The organism is Faecalibacterium sp. AF28-13AC (genome assembly GCF_003478405.1).
GTDB lineage: Bacteria > Bacillota > Clostridia > Oscillospirales > Ruminococcaceae > Faecalibacterium > Faecalibacterium prausnitzii_E.
In genome coordinates this window covers 325680-344539 of sequence record NZ_QUFG01000001.1, presented here as the reverse complement: position 1 = coordinate 344539, position 18860 = coordinate 325680, and the positions used below count along the sequence as shown (strand labels likewise).

The 18860-nt window shown below is 62.4% G+C and carries 16 protein-coding genes; 3 read left to right on the top strand and 13 right to left on the bottom strand.

Features of this window, described 5'->3' with window-relative positions; genetic code table 11:
• Positions 1–64: 64 nt before the first annotated feature.
• The 4 genes from rplI to DWY95_RS01645 form a co-directional block, all read right to left on the bottom strand.
• Positions 65–520, bottom strand: coding sequence for a 50S ribosomal protein L9 (gene rplI, locus DWY95_RS01660; RefSeq protein WP_097792596.1), 456 nt, complete (start codon positions 518–520; stop codon positions 65–67).
• Between the two features lie 139 nt (positions 521–659).
• Positions 660–1763 (bottom strand): UDP-galactopyranose mutase, encoded by a 1104-nt coding sequence (gene glf / locus DWY95_RS01655; protein WP_097792597.1) that lies wholly within the window; start codon positions 1761–1763, stop codon positions 660–662.
• 18 nt (positions 1764–1781) lie between these two features.
• On the bottom strand, positions 1782–3764 hold the full coding sequence (locus DWY95_RS01650) for a DHH family phosphoesterase (RefSeq protein ID WP_118551779.1): 1983 nt from the start codon (positions 3762–3764) through the stop codon (positions 1782–1784).
• A gap of 45 nt (positions 3765–3809) precedes the next feature.
• Positions 3810–5609: a ribonuclease J gene (locus tag DWY95_RS01645; protein WP_118551777.1), complete on the bottom strand. Its 1800-nt coding sequence runs from the start codon at positions 5607–5609 to the stop codon at positions 3810–3812.
• A 400-nt stretch (positions 5610–6009) separates the two neighbouring features.
• On the opposite strand from DWY95_RS01645, the gene rnhA reads away from it, so the two are divergent.
• Positions 6010–6474: a ribonuclease HI gene (gene rnhA / locus DWY95_RS01640; RefSeq protein ID WP_097792600.1), complete on the top strand. Its 465-nt coding sequence runs from the start codon at positions 6010–6012 to the stop codon at positions 6472–6474.
• Positions 6471–6995: a hypothetical protein gene (locus DWY95_RS01635; protein ID WP_118551775.1), complete on the top strand. Its 525-nt coding sequence runs from the start codon at positions 6471–6473 to the stop codon at positions 6993–6995. The genes rnhA and DWY95_RS01635 overlap by 4 nt, the downstream gene beginning before the upstream one ends.
• Before the next feature lie 63 nt (positions 6996–7058).
• On the opposite strand, the gene mgsA is transcribed toward DWY95_RS01635, so the two are convergent.
• From mgsA to DWY95_RS01590, 9 genes are all read right to left on the bottom strand, one after another.
• Positions 7059–7466, bottom strand: coding sequence for a methylglyoxal synthase (gene mgsA / locus DWY95_RS01630; protein WP_097792602.1), 408 nt, complete (start codon positions 7464–7466; stop codon positions 7059–7061).
• Between the two features lie 155 nt (positions 7467–7621).
• Entirely contained in the window at positions 7622–9841 is a 2220-nt protein-coding gene (locus DWY95_RS01625; protein ID WP_118551773.1) for a penicillin-binding transpeptidase domain-containing protein, read from the bottom strand.
• Between the two features lie 25 nt (positions 9842–9866).
• Positions 9867–10400 (bottom strand): rod shape-determining protein MreD, encoded by a 534-nt coding sequence (mreD, locus tag DWY95_RS01620; RefSeq protein ID WP_118551771.1) that lies wholly within the window; start codon positions 10398–10400, stop codon positions 9867–9869.
• Between the two features lie 12 nt (positions 10401–10412).
• Positions 10413–11243, bottom strand: a complete 831-nt coding sequence (mreC, locus tag DWY95_RS01615; protein WP_243082509.1) for a rod shape-determining protein MreC — start codon at positions 11241–11243, stop codon at positions 10413–10415.
• A 57-nt stretch (positions 11244–11300) separates the two neighbouring features.
• The gene (locus tag DWY95_RS01610) at positions 11301–12323 is read right to left on the bottom strand and encodes a rod shape-determining protein (RefSeq protein ID WP_097792605.1); all 1023 of its coding nucleotides are present in this window, start codon (positions 12321–12323) and stop codon (positions 11301–11303) included.
• A gap of 169 nt (positions 12324–12492) precedes the next feature.
• Entirely contained in the window at positions 12493–13047 is a 555-nt protein-coding gene (locus DWY95_RS01605; protein ID WP_118551769.1) for a Maf family protein, read from the bottom strand.
• 1 nt (position 13048) lies between these two features.
• Positions 13049–13495, bottom strand: coding sequence for a dUTP diphosphatase (dut, locus tag DWY95_RS01600; RefSeq protein ID WP_118551767.1), 447 nt, complete (start codon positions 13493–13495; stop codon positions 13049–13051).
• An 8-nt stretch (positions 13496–13503) separates the two neighbouring features.
• Positions 13504–15573: a U32 family peptidase gene (locus tag DWY95_RS01595; protein ID WP_118551765.1), complete on the bottom strand. Its 2070-nt coding sequence runs from the start codon at positions 15571–15573 to the stop codon at positions 13504–13506.
• On the bottom strand, positions 15560–15985 hold the full coding sequence (locus tag DWY95_RS01590) for a cell division protein ZapA (protein WP_097792609.1): 426 nt from the start codon (positions 15983–15985) through the stop codon (positions 15560–15562). The genes DWY95_RS01595 and DWY95_RS01590 overlap by 14 nt, the downstream gene beginning before the upstream one ends.
• 450 nt (positions 15986–16435) lie before the next feature.
• Here DWY95_RS01590 and DWY95_RS01585 point away from each other — a divergent pair, with 450 nt between their 5' ends.
• Positions 16436–18832: a glycogen/starch/alpha-glucan phosphorylase gene (locus DWY95_RS01585; RefSeq protein WP_118551763.1), complete on the top strand. Its 2397-nt coding sequence runs from the start codon at positions 16436–16438 to the stop codon at positions 18830–18832.
• Positions 18833–18860: the final 28 nt, after the last annotated feature.

The window sequence follows — 18860 nt, the reverse complement described above, 5'->3', positions numbered from 1 at the left end:
TTTTCCTCTCAGAAACCCAAAAAGCGCCCCCTGCACTGAGGGGGCGCTGACAGGCATTTTGGAATCAGGCCTGCTCCACTTCCACCATGATCTTGAAGGAAGCCACGACACCGACATGCAGACGCACCTTGGCGTTGAACACGCCTGCGTCCTTGATATCCTTGGTCTCCAGCTCGATCTTCTTCTTGTCGATGGGAGCACCGGCCAGCTGGGCCAGAGCCTCGGCAACTTCCTTGCCGGTGACCTTGCCGTGCAGACGGCCGGATGCGCCGCCCTTGGCCTTGATGGTCACGGTCTTGCCGTTGATCTTCGCCGCCAGAGCCTGGGCAGCAGCCACCGTCTCGGCCTCGTGGAAATCCGCAGCAGCCTCCTTGCCGCGTGCGATATTCACCGCGCTGGCGTCGGCCACAGCGGCCAGTTTGCGCGGGAACAGAAAGTTGCGGGCGTAGCCGTCGGAGACCTCATGGATCTCGTCCTTCTTGCCAATGCCCTTGACGTCCTGCTTCAGAATCACTTTCATGATAGTATCCCTCACTTCTCACCGGAAAAACCGGTGCCGTTCTTGTAAGTTCTAGTATACAGCAATTGACCGCTTCCGTCAACTTGATATCCGACCGCATCGCCGGGTGCTTTTCCCTCGTGCGGCCGGGAACCTGCTGTTATGCCAGTTCGTTTTCCGCCACCGACAGTGCTACCTCGATGACCTTGTCCATATCGTAGTACTTGTACTCGCCCAGACGGCCGCCGAAGATGACCCCCGGCTCAGCATCGGCCAATTTCTTGTATGCAGCGTAGAGCGCACCGTTCTTCTCGTCGTTGACGGGGTAGTACGGCTCATCGCCTTTCTTCCACTCGGCGCTGTACTCGCGGCTGATGACCGTTTTGGGCTGGGTGCCGAACTCAAAGTGTTTGTGCTCGATGATGCGGGTGTAGGGGGTCTCGGCGTCGGTGTAGTTCACGACGGCGTTGCCCTGGTAGTTGTCGGTGTCCAGCACCTCGGTCTCGAACCGGACGCTGCGATACTGCAATGCGCCCAGCTGATAGCCGAAGTAGGCATCGACGGGGCCGGTGTAGACGACTTTCTCCGCCAGTTTGTCCAGAGACGCCTTCTCGGCCAGATAGTCCACGTTCAGGCGGACTTCCACACCATCCAGCATCTTCTCCACCAGAGCGGTATAGCCGCCGTTGGGGATGCCCTGATACAGCGCGTTGAAATAGTTGTTGTCGTAGGTAAAACGGACGGGCAGGCGCTTGATGATGAACGCGGGCAGCTCGGTACAGGGGCGGCCCCACTGCTTGCCGGTGTAGCCCTTGACCAGCTTCTCGTAGATGTCGGTGCCCACCAGACTGATGGCCTGCTCTTCCAGATTCTTCGGCTCGGTGATGCCCGCTTCGGCCTTCTGCTGCTCGATCTTGGCCCTGGCCTCGGCCGGCGTGACCACGCCCCACATCTTGTTGAAGGTGTTCATGTTGAAGGGCATGTTGTAGATCTCGCCGTGGTAGTTGGCCACCGGGCTGTTGGTGTAGCGGTTGAACTCCGCGAACTGGTTCACATACTGCCACACGGCCTTGTTGTTGGTGTGGAAGATGTGGGCGCCGTAGCGGTGTACGTTGATGCCCTCCACCGGCTCGGTGTAGATGTTGCCCGCGATGTGGCCGCGCTTGTCGATGACGAGGCAGCGCTTGCCGGCCTTCTTCGCCTCGTGGGCAAACACCGCGCCGTACAGACCGGCACCCACGATGAGATAATCATACTGCTTCATGGGAAGATTCCCCTTTCCTCATTTTTTCGTATCTGGGGCGCTCTTTTTCTGCGACTCCCGGTACTGGTCGATGGCGGTCTGGATACGTGCCCGCGCCGCCTCCGGGGTGATGTGCTTGAGCTGGGCCGCCGCCATGGTCTGGTGGCCGCCGCCGCCCAGCGACTCCATGATGACCTGCACATTCACAGCCCCCAGACTGCGGGCCGAGACGTTCACACCCGTGCCCACCGGAACGGCCACGAAGCTGGCATCGACGCCCTGAATGGTCAGCAGGTCGTTTGCAGCCTGCGCCACGGCCACGCGGGCCTCCGGGGCGAGCTCGCCGCCCACCGAGATGGCACAGCCTTTGTACATCTGGGCTGCTTCCACCAGCGCGGCCTTGGCGTTGTATTCCACCATCGTCACATCGAACAGCTGGCGGACCCGCTCGGTCTCCGCGCCATAGCGGCGGAGGGCCGCAGCGGCCTCAAAGGTGCGCACACCGGTGTGCAGGGTGAAGTCGCGGGTGTCCAGCATGATGCCGGAGAGCAGGCCCTCGGCCTCGACCCGGTTGGGCTTGTCGTCGCGGGTGCCGACGTACTGCAGCAGCTCCGTGACCAGCTCACTGGCCGAGGACGAATACGGCTCGTGGCAGACCAGAGCCGGGTTCTCGATGAAGCCGACGCCCTTGCGGTGGTGGTCGATGACGGCCACCTTGCCGCACTTTTCCAGGATCTCCTTGCTCTCCACGAGGCCGGTCTGGTATGTATCCACCACGATGCAGAGCGTTTTTTTTGAGACGATGGGCAGCGCCCCCTTGGGGTCGATGAAGTCATCCTCCTGCCCGGCCCGGACCAGAGCGTCGATGAGGGAACCTGCCAGCGTGGCGTCCCGGCGGACAGCGATGACGGCGGGCACATCGCAGATCTTGCAGATGCGCAGCACACCCTCTGCCGCGCCGATGGCGTCGAGGTCGCTCATCCGGTGGCCCATGATGACCACATGGTCGGCCTCCTTGATGAGCTTGACCAGCTGGTCGGCCACGATGCGGCTGCGGACCTTGCTCCGCTTTTCCACGCCGTGGCTGACGCCGCCGTAGAAGGTGAAGCCGTCCGGCGTCATCTCGGCGGCCTGGTCGCCGCCGCGGCCCTGCGCCATATCCAGCGCCTGCACCGCCATATCCTGCGCCTCCCGCAGGGTCTTGGCCCCGCGGCCGATGCCGATGGAGATGGACAGGTTCACGCTGGGGTCGAGGGCGCGGATCTTATCCAGCACATCATAGCCGCGCTTTGCGTACTGTTCCAGATGGCGCTCTTCCACCACAGCGATATACCGGCCGCTGGCCACCCGGCGCAGAAAGCCGGTGCCCCGCCCGATCAGATCCTCCAGCACACGGTTGATGCCCTCCAGCAGGCGGGCGCGCTCGCTATCCAGCATATCGCTGAAGACATCGTCGTAGCCATCCACCAGAAAGACCATGTAGCCGGGGCGGCTGGCCTTGTACTCGGCCTCCACCCGGCGCAGCGCGGTCTCTTCGTTGAAGATCAGGAGCGTGACGCTCTCGCTCTGGCCCGGCACCGTGGAGCTGTGGATGCTCCACACGCCGTCGGCCAGGTTGAGCTGCTGACCGTCCGCCGTGCGGCAGAGCTGCAGGTCCAGGCCGGGCAGCAGCTTCTGCGCCCGGCTGGCCAGACGGTCTTCGCCGCCCAGCAGTCGCTGGCGGAATGCGGTGTTATACCACAGCACCGTCTCGCCGGAGAGCACCGCCGCCGGCTGAGACAGGGATTCCAGACTGTACTGGGTCTTGGAGTTTTCAAAACTCCCGCCCGTTACCCAGCGCGCAAGCCAGCTGCGCAGCCGGTAACGGAAAAGCCCCATCCCGATGCCCCACAGCACCACCAGCACCACCAGCACCGGCCAGCCCGCCGGGCGCTGGACGAGCAGCACCAGAAACAGCAGGCCGCACAGAACGGCCAGCGCGCCGGTCAGTATCTCAAGCGTCCATCTCGGTTTTCGTTTCATCAAATCTTCTGCCTCCTGATCTGCCGCCGCGTCGGGCGGCCTCTATCAGACCTCCATCAGGATGGGGAGGATCATCGGGCTGCGCTTGGTGCGGCGGTAGATATAGCTGCTCAGCGCCTCGCGCACACGGGTCTTAACGCTGTTCCAGTCGCGGACGTGTTCGTCCACGCAGCGGTCCAGCGCGTTTTCTACGATGCTCTGGGCACCGTCCATCAGGCTCTCGTTCTCGCGCACGTAGACGAAGCCACGGCTCACGAGATCGGGGCCGGCCAGCACCTTGCCGGTCTTGCTGTCCACGGTGGCCACGATGATGACGAGGCCGTCCTCCGACAGGTGCTTGCGGTCCCGCAGGACCACATTCCCCACATCGCCCACGCCGAGGCCGTCCACCATGACGGCACCGGCCGTGACCGGTTCGCCCAGCTTGATCTCATCCCTGGTCAGGATGACGTTGGAGCCGTTTTCTGCGATGAGGATGTTGCTGGTGGGGATGCCGAGGCTTGCGGCGGTGAGGGCATGCTTTTTCAGCTGCTTGTACTCGCCGTGCACCGGCAGGAAATACTTGGGCCGGGTCAGGGTGAGCATCAGCTTCTGCTCCTCCTGGCAGGCGTGGCCGGAGACGTGGACATCATACATGCTCTCGTAGATGACCTCCGCGCCCAGCAGCAGCAGACCGTTGACGATCTTGGTCACGCTCTTCTCGTTGCCGGGGATGGGGTTGGCGGAGATGATGATAAAGTCGCCGGGGCCGACGCGGACCTGGCGGTGGCTGCACGAAGCCATGCGGGAAAGGGCGCTCAGCGGCTCTCCCTGGCTGCCGGTGGTGATGAGGACCACCTGTTCCGGCGGGTACTGGTTCAGCTCTTCCACGCTGATGAGGGTGCCCTCCGGGATGTGCATATACCCCAGCTCCTGCGCCATGGCCGTGTTGTTGACCATGCTGCGGCCGCTGAATGCCACCTTGCGGCCATCTTCCACGGCCAGGTCAATGATCTGCTGGACGCGGTAGATGTTGGATGCAAAGGTCGCAATGATGATGCGCTTGTTCCGGGCGCGGGCAAACAGGCTGCGCACACCGGCGGCGACCTTCTGTTCGGTGGCCGTAAAGCCCGGACGCTCGGCATTGGTGGAGTCGCTCAGCAGGGCCAGAACGCCCTTCTGGCCGTACTCGGACAGGGTGGTCAGGTCGGTGACGCCGCAGGCCAGCGGGGTATAGTCGATCTTGAAGTCGCCGGTCTGGATGATGGTGCCTGCCGGGCTGTCGATGGCAAAGGCCACCGCATCCGGGATGGAGTGGTTCACATGGATGGGTTCCACCGTAAAGCAGCCCAGCTTGAGCTTCTGCTTGGGGGTGATCTCCACGAACTTGGTCTTGCCTGCCAGGCCGAACTCTTCCAGCTTGTTCCGGATGAGGCCGCAGGTCAGGCGGGTGCCGTAGATGGGCAGATCGAACTTTTGCAGCAGATAGGGGATGCTGCCGATGTGGTCTTCGTGGCCGTGGGTGATGAGCAGGCCCTTGATCTTCTCCTTATTCTGCACCACGAAGGTGAAATCCGGGATGACCAGATCCACGCCGTACATGTCGCTGTCCGGGAAGACGAGGCCGCAGTCCACGATGATCATATCGCCGCAGCACTCATAGACCGTCATATTCTTGCCCACTTCGCCCAGGCCGCCCAGCGGGTAGATGTGGATGGGCACAGCGGCCTCCTTGGGCTGCTGCGGGCGGCGGGGCCGCCGCTGATAATAGGGGCGGCGGGTGCGGGGCCGCTTTTCGCCGGTGGATTCCGTGTTTCTGTTCTGAGCCTGTGCCATGGTCTGGCTCTGTTCCTTTGCCTGTGCCATTCGTACCTCCAAAAAATCAATCACAAAACGCAGGCTCGCCCGTTCTGCGGGCGGCCTGTCCTCACAAAGAAGCGGGCAAGCTCTGCCGCTTCCATCAAACCATCGTATAGAATTTATCGTTTCAGCGCCGTTTCACGAGCGCAGAGTCGGGTCTGCGCAGCACATTGCAGCCTGTCAGTCCATCTGTTCGATGCGACCGCGGCGCAGCCGTGCAGCCCCTGAGCGCACCCCTCCGGTGCACCCCTATACGCATTTTGTTACAAACAGTATAGTATTTCTCACCCTTTTTGTCAATTCCAAGGTTGGGCTGTGCGGCAGCAAATTATGCGTCTCCCTCTTGACAGAAACGGAAAAATGGCTCTAAATAGAAGCATCTACAACAACACACCGGGAGAACCACATGAAACAAGTTGAAGTTTACACCGACGGCGCATGCAGCGGCAACCCCGGCCCCGGCGGCTGGGGTGCGGTGCTGCGCTACCGTTTCAACGGCAAGGTCTACGAGAAGGAGCTCAGCGGCGGCGACGCGTCCACCACCAACAACCGGATGGAGCTGACGGCCTTCATCGAGGCGCTGCGCCAGTTGAAAGAGCCCTGCGAGGTGCGCCTGTGCTCCGACAGCCAGTACGTCATCAACGGGCTGGAAAAAGGCTGGGCCAAAGGCTGGAAGCGCCGGGGCTGGAAAAAATCCGACGGCTCCCCTGCCCTGAACCCGGACCTGTGGGAACAGGCGCTGGAGCAGGAGGCCCGGCACAAGATCACCTATGTCTGGGTCAAGGGCCACGCAGGCCACCCGGAGAATGAGCGCTGCGACCAGCTGGCCGTGGCACAAAGTCAGGCACACGGAGGGAGACAGGGACGATGAGCGATACGTTTTTGCCCGGCAGCGGGTTTGACACCTACGAAGAGCAGGATAAGGTCCTGGTGGGCCTGTGCGGCGGCAGAGGCTGCCGGGCCGCCGTCCGCATCCTGCAGCAGCAGGGCTTTGCTGTGGCGGGCGCAGTGGTCCGCCTGACCGACGCCGACGACACCGTGCAGGCCGCAAAGGACGCGGCCAAGGCCCTCGGCATCGAGTGCGTCACCCTGAACGCTTCTGAGCTGGCAAGCCAGCTGGCCGAAGAAGCGCTGCCCGGCGACCTGCGCTTCCCTGCCCTGCTGGCCGCTGCCGACCGGCTGGGCATCCAGTACATCGCCACCGGCCACCATGCGCGGGTGGAGACGGATGCAGACGGCGTGAGCCACCTGCTGCCCGCCGCCGATGCAGCCAGCGACGAGAGCGCCGCTCTGGCCGCTCTGCCGCAGCAGACGCTGGCCCGGCTCATCCTGCCGCTGGGCGATTTCTCGCCCGATGAGCTTTCCGACCTGGCCGAAGAGCTCCAGTTCTGATGCTGCCCGGAAATGCACAAGAGGCCCCGGACCGTTCGGTCCAGAGCCTCTTTCTTTTTGATCTCAGCTGTTCTGGGGGTGGACGATGTCGCGCCAGTCGAGGTCGCCGCGCTCCAGACCATGGATGAGCACCTCTGCGGTGGCGATGTTGGTGGCCAGCGGGATGTTGTGCACATCACACAGGCGCAGCAGCGTCATCTCATTGGGCTCACTGGGCTTTGCATTGATGGGGTCGCGGAAGAACAGGAGCAGATCGACCTCGTTGCAGGCGATGCGGGACGCGATCTGCTGGTCGCCGCCCTGGATGCCCGCCAGGAACCGCTGGACCTGCAGGCCCGTTGCCTCGGCGATCATCTTGCCGGTCGTACCGGTGGCCACCAATTTATGCTGGCTCAGGATCCGGCAGTACGCCGTACAGAACTGAACCATCAGCTCCTTTTTGGAGTCATGCGCGATCAGTGCAATCGTCATCGGTCAACCTCTCCTTTACGTTCCCCATGTGCTGGGCCATTTCCTTGCACATATCATAGTATCATAGTTTCTCTCTTTTTACAACAGGTTTTTGGACAAAAGCGCCGATTTTTTCGGGAGTTTCTCCAATTTCCACCGAAATCCGCGCATTATCGTCACGCGCCTGCCGTGGCTGCGGCATCCGCCGGAGCCGCAGCTGCGTCGTTCTGCCCGGCATCCTCTGTCTCCCCGGCGGCAGGGTCGGCCGCGCCGTCCGCAGGGGTCTCGGCCGCATCGGCTGCCGTTTCGGGCTGCGCCTGCGACTCTGCTGCCGCCTCGTCCACGGTCAGGGTACCGTCCTTCATCGCATAGTAGGCGTTGAAGATATCCGCCACCAGTGTGCCGGTGCGGGCACCGGCACCGCCGTATTCCACCACGATGCCGATGGCGATCTCCGGGTCTTCTGCCGGGCCGTAGGCGATCATGGCGGCGTTGGTGTAGTGCTTATAGGTGCTGCCCGCATAGTAACCCTCGCTGCGCTGGGGGCTGCCGGTCTTGCAGGCGATGGTGTGAGGATAGTTGGCCAATGCCGGGATGGTCTGGGCCACCCCCAGCATCCCTTCCCTGACCAGGTCGAAGGTCTCGCCCTTGTCTTCGACGACATCCATGACCTCCGGCTGGGTCTCTTCCAGCGTCTTGCCGGTGTTGGAGTCGAGGATGGCCTTGACGAAGTGGGTGCGGTAGCGGGTGCCGCGGTTGGCCAGCGTGGCGGCATAGGTCGCCAGCTGGATAGGCGTGACCGCCGTGTTGCCCTGGCCGATGGCGGCCTGCACGTCCAGCGACTCGGTGTAGTTGGAGTCGTTCTTGGTGGTCAGGCGGCCCAGCGCCTCGCTGACCTCCACGCCGGTGCGCTGGCCCAAGCCCAGCTTGTAGGCATAGGCGTCGTAGACATCGCTGGTCAGGCGCCGACCCACATCGTAGAAGAAGATGTTGCAGCTCCACTTGATGGCGGTCACGACGTCGATGTTGCCGCTGTGGCCATGGCGGGTGCATTTGGGGTGATAATCCTTATAATAGGTATAGACGCCGTTGCACAGCACCGTGGAATACCGGTTGATCAGCCCCGTATCCAGCGCCGCCACTGCCACGCTGGGCTTGTAGGTGGAGCCGGGGGTATACAGGCCCTGCAATGCGCGGTTGAACAGGGGCATGTTCTCGTCCTCGCTGTATGCGCTGTAATTGGCGGCGTAAAGGTTCTGGTCAAAGCTGGGGTAATTGGACACTGCCAGCACACCGCCGGTCTTGACGTCGATGACGACGACCGCACCGGCACTGGCCTGCTTGCTGTCCGCATAGCTGTTCCGGATCCACTCCACGTTCTTTGCCAGCGCCTGATCGACAGCCTTCTGGAACTCGCTGTCGATGGTCAGCTGGACGGTGTGGCCCGGTTCCGGCACGGTGGTCAGGGCCGTGTTCACGATGACGCCGTCCGAGTTGCGGGTGATGGTCTCCACGCCGTCCTTGCCGCGCAGCTCGTCCTCATAGGCAGATTCCAGACCGGAAATGCCGATGACGTCGTTCATGTTGTAGCCTTTTTCCTTGAGCGGATAGGTCACCTGACCGTTCTCGTCGGTCACCTTCCACTTTTCGGCCGTGATCTTGCCCACCCGGCCCAGCACATGGGGCAGAACGGTGCCCTGCTCGTAGCTGCGGGCGCTCGTCTCCACGATCTCCACGCCCGGCAGGGTAAGGCTGTTCTCCTTGATGGTGGCCACGGTGGCCTCGCTGACGTTTTCCGCCAGAATGAAGTTGTTGACGTTGGAAAACGCCTGCAGCTGCATCTCGTAGTGGATGCCGCCCAGGATGCGCTGCCAGTAGAAAGAGAAATCGGCAAGGTCATAGTCCTCCACCAGCTTTTCCATCACATCGTCGGCGGTGGCATACTGCTGCAGGCCCAGGTTCTCCTTCATGGCGGCAAGGGAGCGCTGCTCGGCGGCGTTGTCGCTCTCCGCCGTGTACGCATAGTGCCCGGCGGCATCTGCCTGCCCGATGAGCAGGCTGTCGTTCCAGCCCTCGCCGTTCTCGCCCAGCAGGCCGACCAGCTTCTGGAGCAGAGCGTCCAGATCTTCGTCGCCCATCAGCAGCTTGTTCAGCACCACGTTGTAGCCCGTCACGCTGGAAGCGATGCGCTCGCCCTTGCTGTCCACGATGTCGCCGCGGGCGGCCGTGACGGTAAATTTATAATCGGTCGTGTTGGTGGCCTGCGCCTTGAAGCTGTCGCCGTTGACCAGCTGCAGAAAGATCAGCCGGAAGCCGTACAGCCCGATGATCACACCTGCGGCGGCGATGAGGAGCATCATCCGCCGCGCGGCCGTTTTGCGTTCGTCTTGGTTCATCCGTTCTCCTTTTGGCGCAGCCGGTTCAGACTGCGTCGTTGTCGATCTTGAATTCCGCATGGATGCGGCGCACTGCCCCGAACAGCACCAGACAGACCGGGATGGTCAGCGCCGCCGTGGGCAGCACAAACCACAGATATCGCTCCACTGCCCCGCTGTAGCCGGGCATGTAGTAGAAGAACAGCCAGTCCAGCGAGAGCACCAGCAGCACCGCCGCCGTTTCCAGCAGGACAACATTCGCCGCCGAGGTCTTGAAGTAGAGCTGCATGACCGCCGAGAGCAGAAAGCAGAGCAGCAGCAGCTCAAAGGCCAGCATCCCGGCGGTGCGGCCTGCGGTGTAGTCCCACATCAGGCCGCAGACGGCACCGAAGATGCCCCCCGCGAACTCGCCCTCCTCCACCGCGACGGCCAGCGCCAGCGGCAGCAGCCAAAGGGGCTTTGCCTCCCCCAGCCGGAACAGCCCCGGCAGGGTCTGCAAAACCGTGCACAGCAGCATCAGCAGAGCATAGCAGACCCATTTGGTGATCTGGCTGCGCTTGCGCTTGCGGCGTGATTCCATGGCAGGGCCTCCTCAGAAATTGGTGATGATGAATGCGTGGCGCACCGTGCGCGGGTCGGCGCCCGGCTCGATGACCGCGATGGACGATTTGCCGCTGACCTCCGGCACCACTTCCCGGACCACGCCCACCAGCACATCCGCCGGGAAAACGCCGCCCAGCCCCGTGGTGATGACCTGATCGCTCTTCCGGGTCAGGGTGTTGCGGTTCAGGTTGGTCAGCACACACAGGCCGTCAGCCGCATAGTCCGAGCTGCCGGTGATGATGCCGTTGTCCCGCGTGCGGGAAACGACGCCCGCCGCGTTGAAGTTGGGGTGCAGGATGGTCATGACCTTGCAGCTGGTGGCTTCCACTTCCACCACCATGCCCAGCAGATAGCCCTCGTCGCTGACGACGGTGTCGTTCAGCTCCACGCCGTCCACCGAGCCCTGATCCAGCGTGAAGCCGTAAAAGGCATCCAGCGGGTCGCGGCCGATAACAAAGGCCGAGACGCAGCTCATCTCCGGGCGGGTGTTCTGGATGTTGGCCAGCGCCTTGTAGGCTTCGTTCTCCGCCTTGAGCCGGTCGTAGTCCACCATCTGTTTGCGCAGCTCGGCGTTTTCGGCAGTGAGCTGCTCGTTCTCGTCCAGAATGGCCCCGATGTTGGTGTAGTTCTCCCACAGGGAGGCCACGCGGTCGCCCACCATGGCCGCCGCCTTCTGGAACGGGGCCACGGCCACGCTCAGCAGCTCCTGCGGGGCGGCGGTCAGGCGGTCGTTGGCACCGGCATAGGCCATGATGCCCACCAGGAACACCGCGATGCCGATGAGGATCTTAAATTTCCAGGTATCGAAAAAATCTTTCAAGGGAACTTCCTCCGGTTGCAAAAAAGCGCGGACAGCCAGAGCCGTCCGCACTCTCTGTTACATATGGGGCCCGTCGGTATCCAGAACGTCATGCAGGACGTCCACATGATCCAGCACGGCACCTGCGCCCTTGGCCACGCAGTCCAGCGGGTCCTCAGCCACATGCACGTCGATGCCGGTCTCGCTCTGGATCAGCTGGTCCAGACCGCGCAGCAGTGCGCCGCCGCCCGTCAGGGTGATGCCGTGGTCGATGATGTCGGCGCTCAGTTCCGGCGGGGTGCGCTCCAGCGTCTCCTTGATGGCGCTGGTGATCTTCACCAGGCACTCCAGCAGAGCCTCGCGCACATCCTCGGAGTGAACGACGATGTTCTTGGGCAGGCCGTCCACCAGATTGCGGCCCTTGATCTCCATGGTCATTTCGGGGTCCAGGGGGTAAGCAGAGCCGATCTCGATCTTGATCTGCTCGGCAGTGCGCTCACCGATGAGCAGGTTGTACTTGCGCTTGATGAACGCGATGATGGCCTGGTCGAACATGTCGCCTGCCATCCGGACGCTGCGGGATGCCACGATGCCGCCCAGCGAGATGACAGCGATCTCGGCCGTGCCGCCGCCGATGTCCACGATCATACTGCCGGTGGGCTCGCTGATGGGCAGGCCTGCACCGATGGCCGCAGCCATGGGCTCCTCGATGACGGAGACCTGACGGGCACCGGCCTTCAGGGTCGCCTCACGCACCGCACGGCGCTCGACTTCCGTCACGCCGGACGGGATGCAGATGACCACGCGGGGGCGGGAGAACATGCTGTTGCCGCAGGCCTTCTTCAGGAAGTTCTCCAGCAGATTGGCCGTGATGTCAAAGTCCGCGATGACGCCGTCCTTCAGAGGGCGGACGGCCACGATGCTGCCGGGGGTGCGGCCGATGACGGCCTTTGCCTCGGTGCCCACGCAGCGGACCTCATCGGTCTTGGTGTCCACCGCCACAACGGACGGCTCGCGCATGATGATGCCCTTTCCCTTCATGTAAACCAGGGTGTTGGCTGTACCCAGATCAATGCCAACGTCTTTTGAAAACAAACTCATAATGAAGCTCTCCTTCGTATTTCCGGTCTATCCAAAACGCAGGGCGGCGCAAACCAATCCGCCGCCGATCGCAGAATAACACGACTATATTATAGCCGCAAGCAGAAGTTTTCTCAAGCGTTTTTACAGGTTTTTCCGGATTTTTTCATAAATCTCCGCGCCAAACCGCTCAAAATCGCTCCAGCAGCCGGATGGTGCGGCTGACGGGCAGCCCCATGATGGTGTAATAGTCGCCCTCGATGCGGTCCAGCCAGAGGGCCGCGCGGCCCTGGATGGCATAGGCACCGGCCTTGTCGTAGGGTTCTTCGGTGGCGGCATAGCGCTCGATCTCCGCTTCGGAGATGGGGAAGAACTTCACGCGGCAGGTGTCCACGAAGCTCTCGGTGCGGGTGCCGTCCGAGATGCAGACGCCGGTGTGGACCTCGTGCACCGCACCGGAAAGGGCCCGCAGCATCCGTCTGGCGTCCTCCACGCTGTGGGGCTTGCCGAACACTTCCCCTTTCATGTCCACGACGGTGTCGCAGCCGATGACCACCGCGCCGGGGTGCTGGGCCGAGACCGCCCGGCACTTGCCCCGCGCCAGCATTTCCACCAGCTCGGCAGGGGTGTCGGCGGTCACGGTACTCTCGTCAAAATCGCTGGCGCAGACGGTAAAATCGGTGGTGTACAGGCTCAGCAGCTCTCTGCGCCGGGGGCTGCCGGAGGCCAAAATCAGTTGTTTCATTTTATTTTCCCGTCGAGCCGAAGCCGCCCTCGCCGCGCTGGGTGCCGCCCAGCTCCTCCACCTGCGCAAAGGCTGCGGTGTACACCGGCGCGATGCAGAGCTGCGCCACCCGCTCACCGGGCTGGATGGTGTAGGCCTCGCCGCCCAGATTGACCATGGGCACCTTCAGTTCCCCGCGATAATCGCTGTCCACGACACCGACGCCGTTGGCCATGCACAGGCCGTGCTTGATGGACAGGCCGCTCCGGGCATAGACCAGCGCCACGCAGTGAGCGCCGGGCAGCTCGATGGCAAGGCCGGTAGGCACCAGCACCCGCTGCATGGGGGCCACGGTCAGGGGTTCGTCCAGCACCGCGCACAGGTCGGCTGCGGCCGCGCCCGGCGTCGCATAGGCGGGCACCTTCGCCCGCACATCCAATACTTTATAGTTTACCGTGATGGGTTCCATGTTATACCTCAATTCGTTCCTTTGAAATACAGCCCGCGGGTGAACTCGCCCTCGAACGGGGCATGCTGGCGGATGCTGTCCAGAATGGCGGCGGCTTCCTCGCGGGTCTCCAGCGTGAAATAGGCCACGCCGTAGTCCACCGTCAGGGCACCGGGCTTGTCGCCCATGTAGATGGGCACCGGATTATAAATAGTACGCACCCCCATACCGCAGCGCACCGGGAACTTTTTGGCCTTGCGGTCGGTCAGCAGGCCGGTCTTGTCGCAGTGGGCGCAATCGTGGATATTTTGCAGCGGGCAGGCACGGGTGACCATCAGCGGCATGTGGCCGTAGACGATCACGCCCGTGGGCACCGGCTGGCCGTTCTGCGCCGGGGCAATGGACGCAATGTCGCTGTCCTTGACCTCCGGCAGGATGAGGATGGCGTTCAGGCCGTGGTCGGCATAGAACTGAGCCGACAGCTGGTTGGTCACATTCAGGCCGAAACCGCCGGAGAGCGGCAGGCCCCGGCACATCCGCAGGTGGGCGATGTTGCCCGCCTCGTAGCCCGCAAACCCGGCCTCCTGCGTCGCCGCGATGCGGCGGGCGGTGTCCGCTTCCAGCGCGCCAAACATGACGCGGGGCAGTTCGAGGATGGTCTTGCTGCGCCACGCACGGGGGACGCGGTCTGCCTGCGCGATGGGCAGGATGAGCGCTTCGAGGCTGGAGAGTGCCTGTTCCGGCACCTGGTCCCAGCTCTCGAACCGGGCGCGGAGGGTCCGATGGGGCGGCAAAGTGCGCTGCGGCAGCGGAGCCAGTTCCACCTCGTGCACCGGCCAGGGGCGCAGGGTCTCGCGCTTCTGCTGCAGGCCCTCCAGCGCGGTGCGGCGCAGCTCATTGACGGCGCTACCCGGCACGAACCACGGCCCGCCGTCCATCTCCACGTCGATCTTTTCCACCGCGAACGGTGTGCCGCCCGTCTTGGACAGGCTGCGCTGCAAGCTCTCGGTGGGGTCGGTGCGGGCGGGCTGGGGTTCGGCGTCGCCGTAGGCAAAGGCACGGTTGCCGTCTGCATCGGTGACGGTCAGCTTCTCGCCGCCCTCCTCGATCTCCAGCTTCATCTTCACCGGCACACGGGAGCGCTCCCGGCGGTACAGCTCCCGCAGGGCGGGCAGGGTCTTCCGGGTCAGTTCCGCGTCGGCCTCACTGCGGACGCCGAACATCGTGCCGTCGATCTTGCCGTCCAGATAGCCGGACGTGAAACCGGACCGGCTGAACGCATTCTTCAGCAGGTCGCGGTCATAGGCGCGGCCTTCGCGGCCCGCCAGGCAGGCATTGACCGCCGCCGCCACGTATTCCGGTGTGCGCAGACGGCCCTCGATCTTGGCCGAGGCCACGCCGATGGCCTGCAGCCTGTCCAGCTTGTCGATGACGGAATTGTCCTTCAGGGACAGGTGATGCAGGCGGCCCGGCCTGCCCTCCGGCAGGGGGTTCGCCTCAAACGGCAGGCGGCAGGGGCCTGCGCAGGAGCCGCGGTTGCCGCTGCGCCCGCCCAGAAAAGCCGACATGTAGCACTGGCCGCTGACGCACATGCACAGCGCCCCGTGGACGAAGCACTCGGTCTCGATGCCGCAGTTCCGGGTGATGGCTTCCACCTCCGACAGGCTCAGCTCGCGGGCCAGCACCACGCGGGTGAAACCCAGGTCCTTCAGCTCCAGCGCGCCCTGCAAGGTGTGGACGCTCATCTGGGTGGAGCCGTGGCGGGGCAGTTCCGGGGCGATCTCCCCGATGAGCTTTGCCACGGCCAGGTCCTGGCAGATGACGGCATCCGCGCCGCTGGCGGCCACGGCCCGCACGGCATCCGCCAGCTGGGCCAGTTCGGTGCCGTAAACGGTGGTGTTCAGCGCCACATGCACCTTGACCCCGCGCACATGGCAGAAGCGGACGGCCTCCTTCAGGCTGTCCGCATCAAAGTTTCCCGCGCTGGTGCGGGCGTTAAAGCCCGAAAACCCCAGATACACGGCGTCCGCACCGCTGAACACAGCGGCATGGAGCATCTCTTCACTGCCCACCGGGGCAAGGATCTCAATCTTCGACATTCTGTTCCCTCTGTTTTTCCTGTTCCTGCTCGGTCTGCGCGGCCTTTTCGCGGTCCTGTTTTGCCTTCAGGCGGGCCAGCTGCTCCCGCAGGGCTGCATTTTCGCGCCGGAGCGTCTCATTCTCAGCTTTTGCCTTATCCTCCGCGAGCTTCGCATGGGCTGCATCCGCGATATAGCTCTGGATCTGGCTGCGCATATTCTCGGCGCTGCCGGTGCTTTTTTTGTACTCGTCCAGATAGTCCATGGCGCAGAACACCGCCGCCTTGGTCACCGAAAGATTTTCGTTTCCGTCCAGCAGCTTTGCGATATCCTCGTCCAGCTTTTTGGCCAGAGAGGTGATATACTTTTCCGAATCCGTCGTTGCGATCGCATAGGGCGCGCCCGCAATGTTCACTCGCACTTTATTAACCATCGTATCCTCACTTTGCACGCCGCATGGCCTCTGCACGGCGGGAGCGGTTCCGAGTTTCCCGGTTTTTCGGACGCATTTTCGGGATCTTCGGGCACAAACCCGCCTGCGCCCGAAAACCGGGGCGCGGCTTTTTCGTTCTGAGCGGAATTTCTCTCCGAATTGCCGGGGTGCCGCCGTTCTCCTGCAGCAGCCCCCCGGCCCGCTGTACCCTTATTATAATATAAATGGAGCGCAAGAAAAAGTGCTAAATCTGAATTTTTAGCAGATTTGTCAGAAAGACGGGTCCAAAAATAGCAGTAACGGCAAAAATTGGCTCTTTTCCTTGCATTCATGCGCAGAACTGATTATAATATCATTGTTGTGTAGCAGGGCTGAGGGAAAGAGGAGAGTTTCCCTGCTGCGTTCAAATTCAGAAAGAGCACCCGTGAGTGTGCGGATAGGAGTTCCTTTATGACTACGAAAGAATTTGCAAAAATTCTTCAGGAAAAGCTGACCAGCGAGTACGGCGTGGATCTGAGCGTTGCTTCCAACCAGCAGATCTATCGTTCCCTTGCTCTGATCTGCCGCCAGATGATGAGCGAGAACCACAAAAAGTTCCAGTCCAAGGCGATCGGCACCGGCTCCAAGCAGGTTTATTACCTGTGCATGGAGTTTCTGATGGGCCGCAGCCTGAAGATGAGCCTGTTCAATCTGGGCCTGAACGATGTGGCACAGCAGGCTCTGGCCGCTGCTGACATCAACATCGACGGCATTTTCGAGGAAGAGCCCGATGCCGGTCTGGGCAACGGCGGTCTGGGCCGTCTGGCAGCCTGCTATCTGGACGGCATGGCCACCACCGGCATCTGCGGCACCGGCTACTCCATCCTGTACGAGTACGGCATCTTCAAGCAGAAGATCGTGGACGGCTGGCAGCAGGAACGCGCCGACAACTGGCTGCCCGGCGGTCAGGTCTGGCTGAAGAGCCACCCGGATCAGGCCATCGAGGTCCGCTTTGACGGCGAGATCCACGAGAACTGGGATCACGGCTTCCACTATATCCAGCACACCAACTACAACAGCGTCATGGCGGTGCCTTCCGACATGTACGTGCAGGGCTACGACGGAAAGGGCGTTGCCAAGCTGCGCCTGTGGCAGGCAAAGGCCCCGGACTTTGATATGTCCAGCTTCTCTCTGGGCAACTACAACACGGCCATGAGCAAGAACGCCAACGCCGAGCTGATCTCCAAGGTCCTCTACCCCAACGACAACCACGTCGAGGGCAAGATCCTGCGCCTGCGCCAGCAGTACTTCCTGTCTGCCGCTTCCATCGGCGACATCGTCCAGAACCACCTGGCTACCTACGGCACCCTGGAGAACCTGGGCGACAAGGTGGCCATCCAGCTGAACGATACCCACCCGACCCTGGCCATCCCCGAAATGATGCGCATCCTGCTGGACGAGTGCGGCTTTGGCTGGGACAAGAGCTTCGACATCTGCCAGAAGGTCTTCGCCTACACCAACCACACCGTCATGGCCGAGGCTCTGGAGAAGTGGAATGTGGACATCTTCAAGATGACCCTGCCCCGCATCTACCAGATCGTGGTCGAGATGAACCGCCGCGCCCGCGAAGAGCTGGAGAAGGCATTCCCCGGCGACGAGGGCAAGATCAACTATATGGCCCTGATCGGCGACAACCAGGTCCGCATGGCCAACATCTGCGCTTATACCTCGCACAGCATCAACGGCGTGTCCAAGCTGCACAGCGAGATCATCAAGGACAGCGTCTTCCACGATTACTACCTGTTCAAGCCGAAGGCGTTCAAGAACGTGACCAACGGCATCGCATACCGCCGCTGGCTGCTCGCCTCCAACCCGGAGCTGTGCAAGCTGCTGGATGAGACCATCGGCGACGGCTACAAGCACGACGCTGCTGACCTGAGCAAGCTGAACAAGTATGCCGATGACAAGACCGTGCTGAAGAAGCTGAACGAGATCAAGCTGGACAACAAGAAGAACTTTGCCGCTTATCTGGAGAAGAGCACCGGCCAGTCCATCGACCCGAACTCCATCTTCGACTGCCAGGTCAAGCGGATGCACGAGTACAAGCGCCAGCACCTGAACGCGCTGAACATCGCTGCTCAGTATCTGTACCTGAAGGAGAACCCCAACGCCGACTTCATCCCCAAGACCTACATCTTCGGCGCAAAGGCTGCTCCCGGCTACTATATGGCCAAGCAGATGATCCGCATGATCTGCAAGCTGGGCGACCTCATCAACAACGACCCCGCCGTCCGCGAAAAGCTGCGCGTGGTCTATCTGGAAGAGTACTGCGTCTCCCTGAGTGAGCACCTGATGCCCGCTGCCGAGGTCTCTGAGCAGATCTCTCTGGCAGGCACCGAGGCTTCCGGTACCGGCAACATGAAGTTCATGCTGAACGGTGCCATCACGCTGGGCACTCTGGACGGTGCCAACGTCGAGATCGCCGATGCCGCCGGCAAGGAGAACGAGCTGATCTTCGGTATGCTGACGCCTGAGGTCAACAACCTCAAGCAGGTCGGCTATCACCCCAACGCCTTCATCATGGGCGACGATGTGGCCAACGCAGCCCTGAACTTCCTGGAGCGCGGCTGGAACGGCGAGAACTTCCACGAAGTCACCGAGAACCTGCGCAGCAGCGACCCGTACATGGTCATGGCCGACTTCAAGGATTACCGCCGTGCACAGGCCGACCTGCAGCGTCTGTATGCCGACCGTGAGGCCTGGGCCCGCATGAGCCTGAAGAACATCGCCAACAGCGGCATCTTCAGCGCCGACCGTTCCGTCTTGGATTACGCCCGCGACATCTGGAACGCACCTGTCGTGAAATAACCCTCTCAGTCAGCACTTCGTGCTGCCA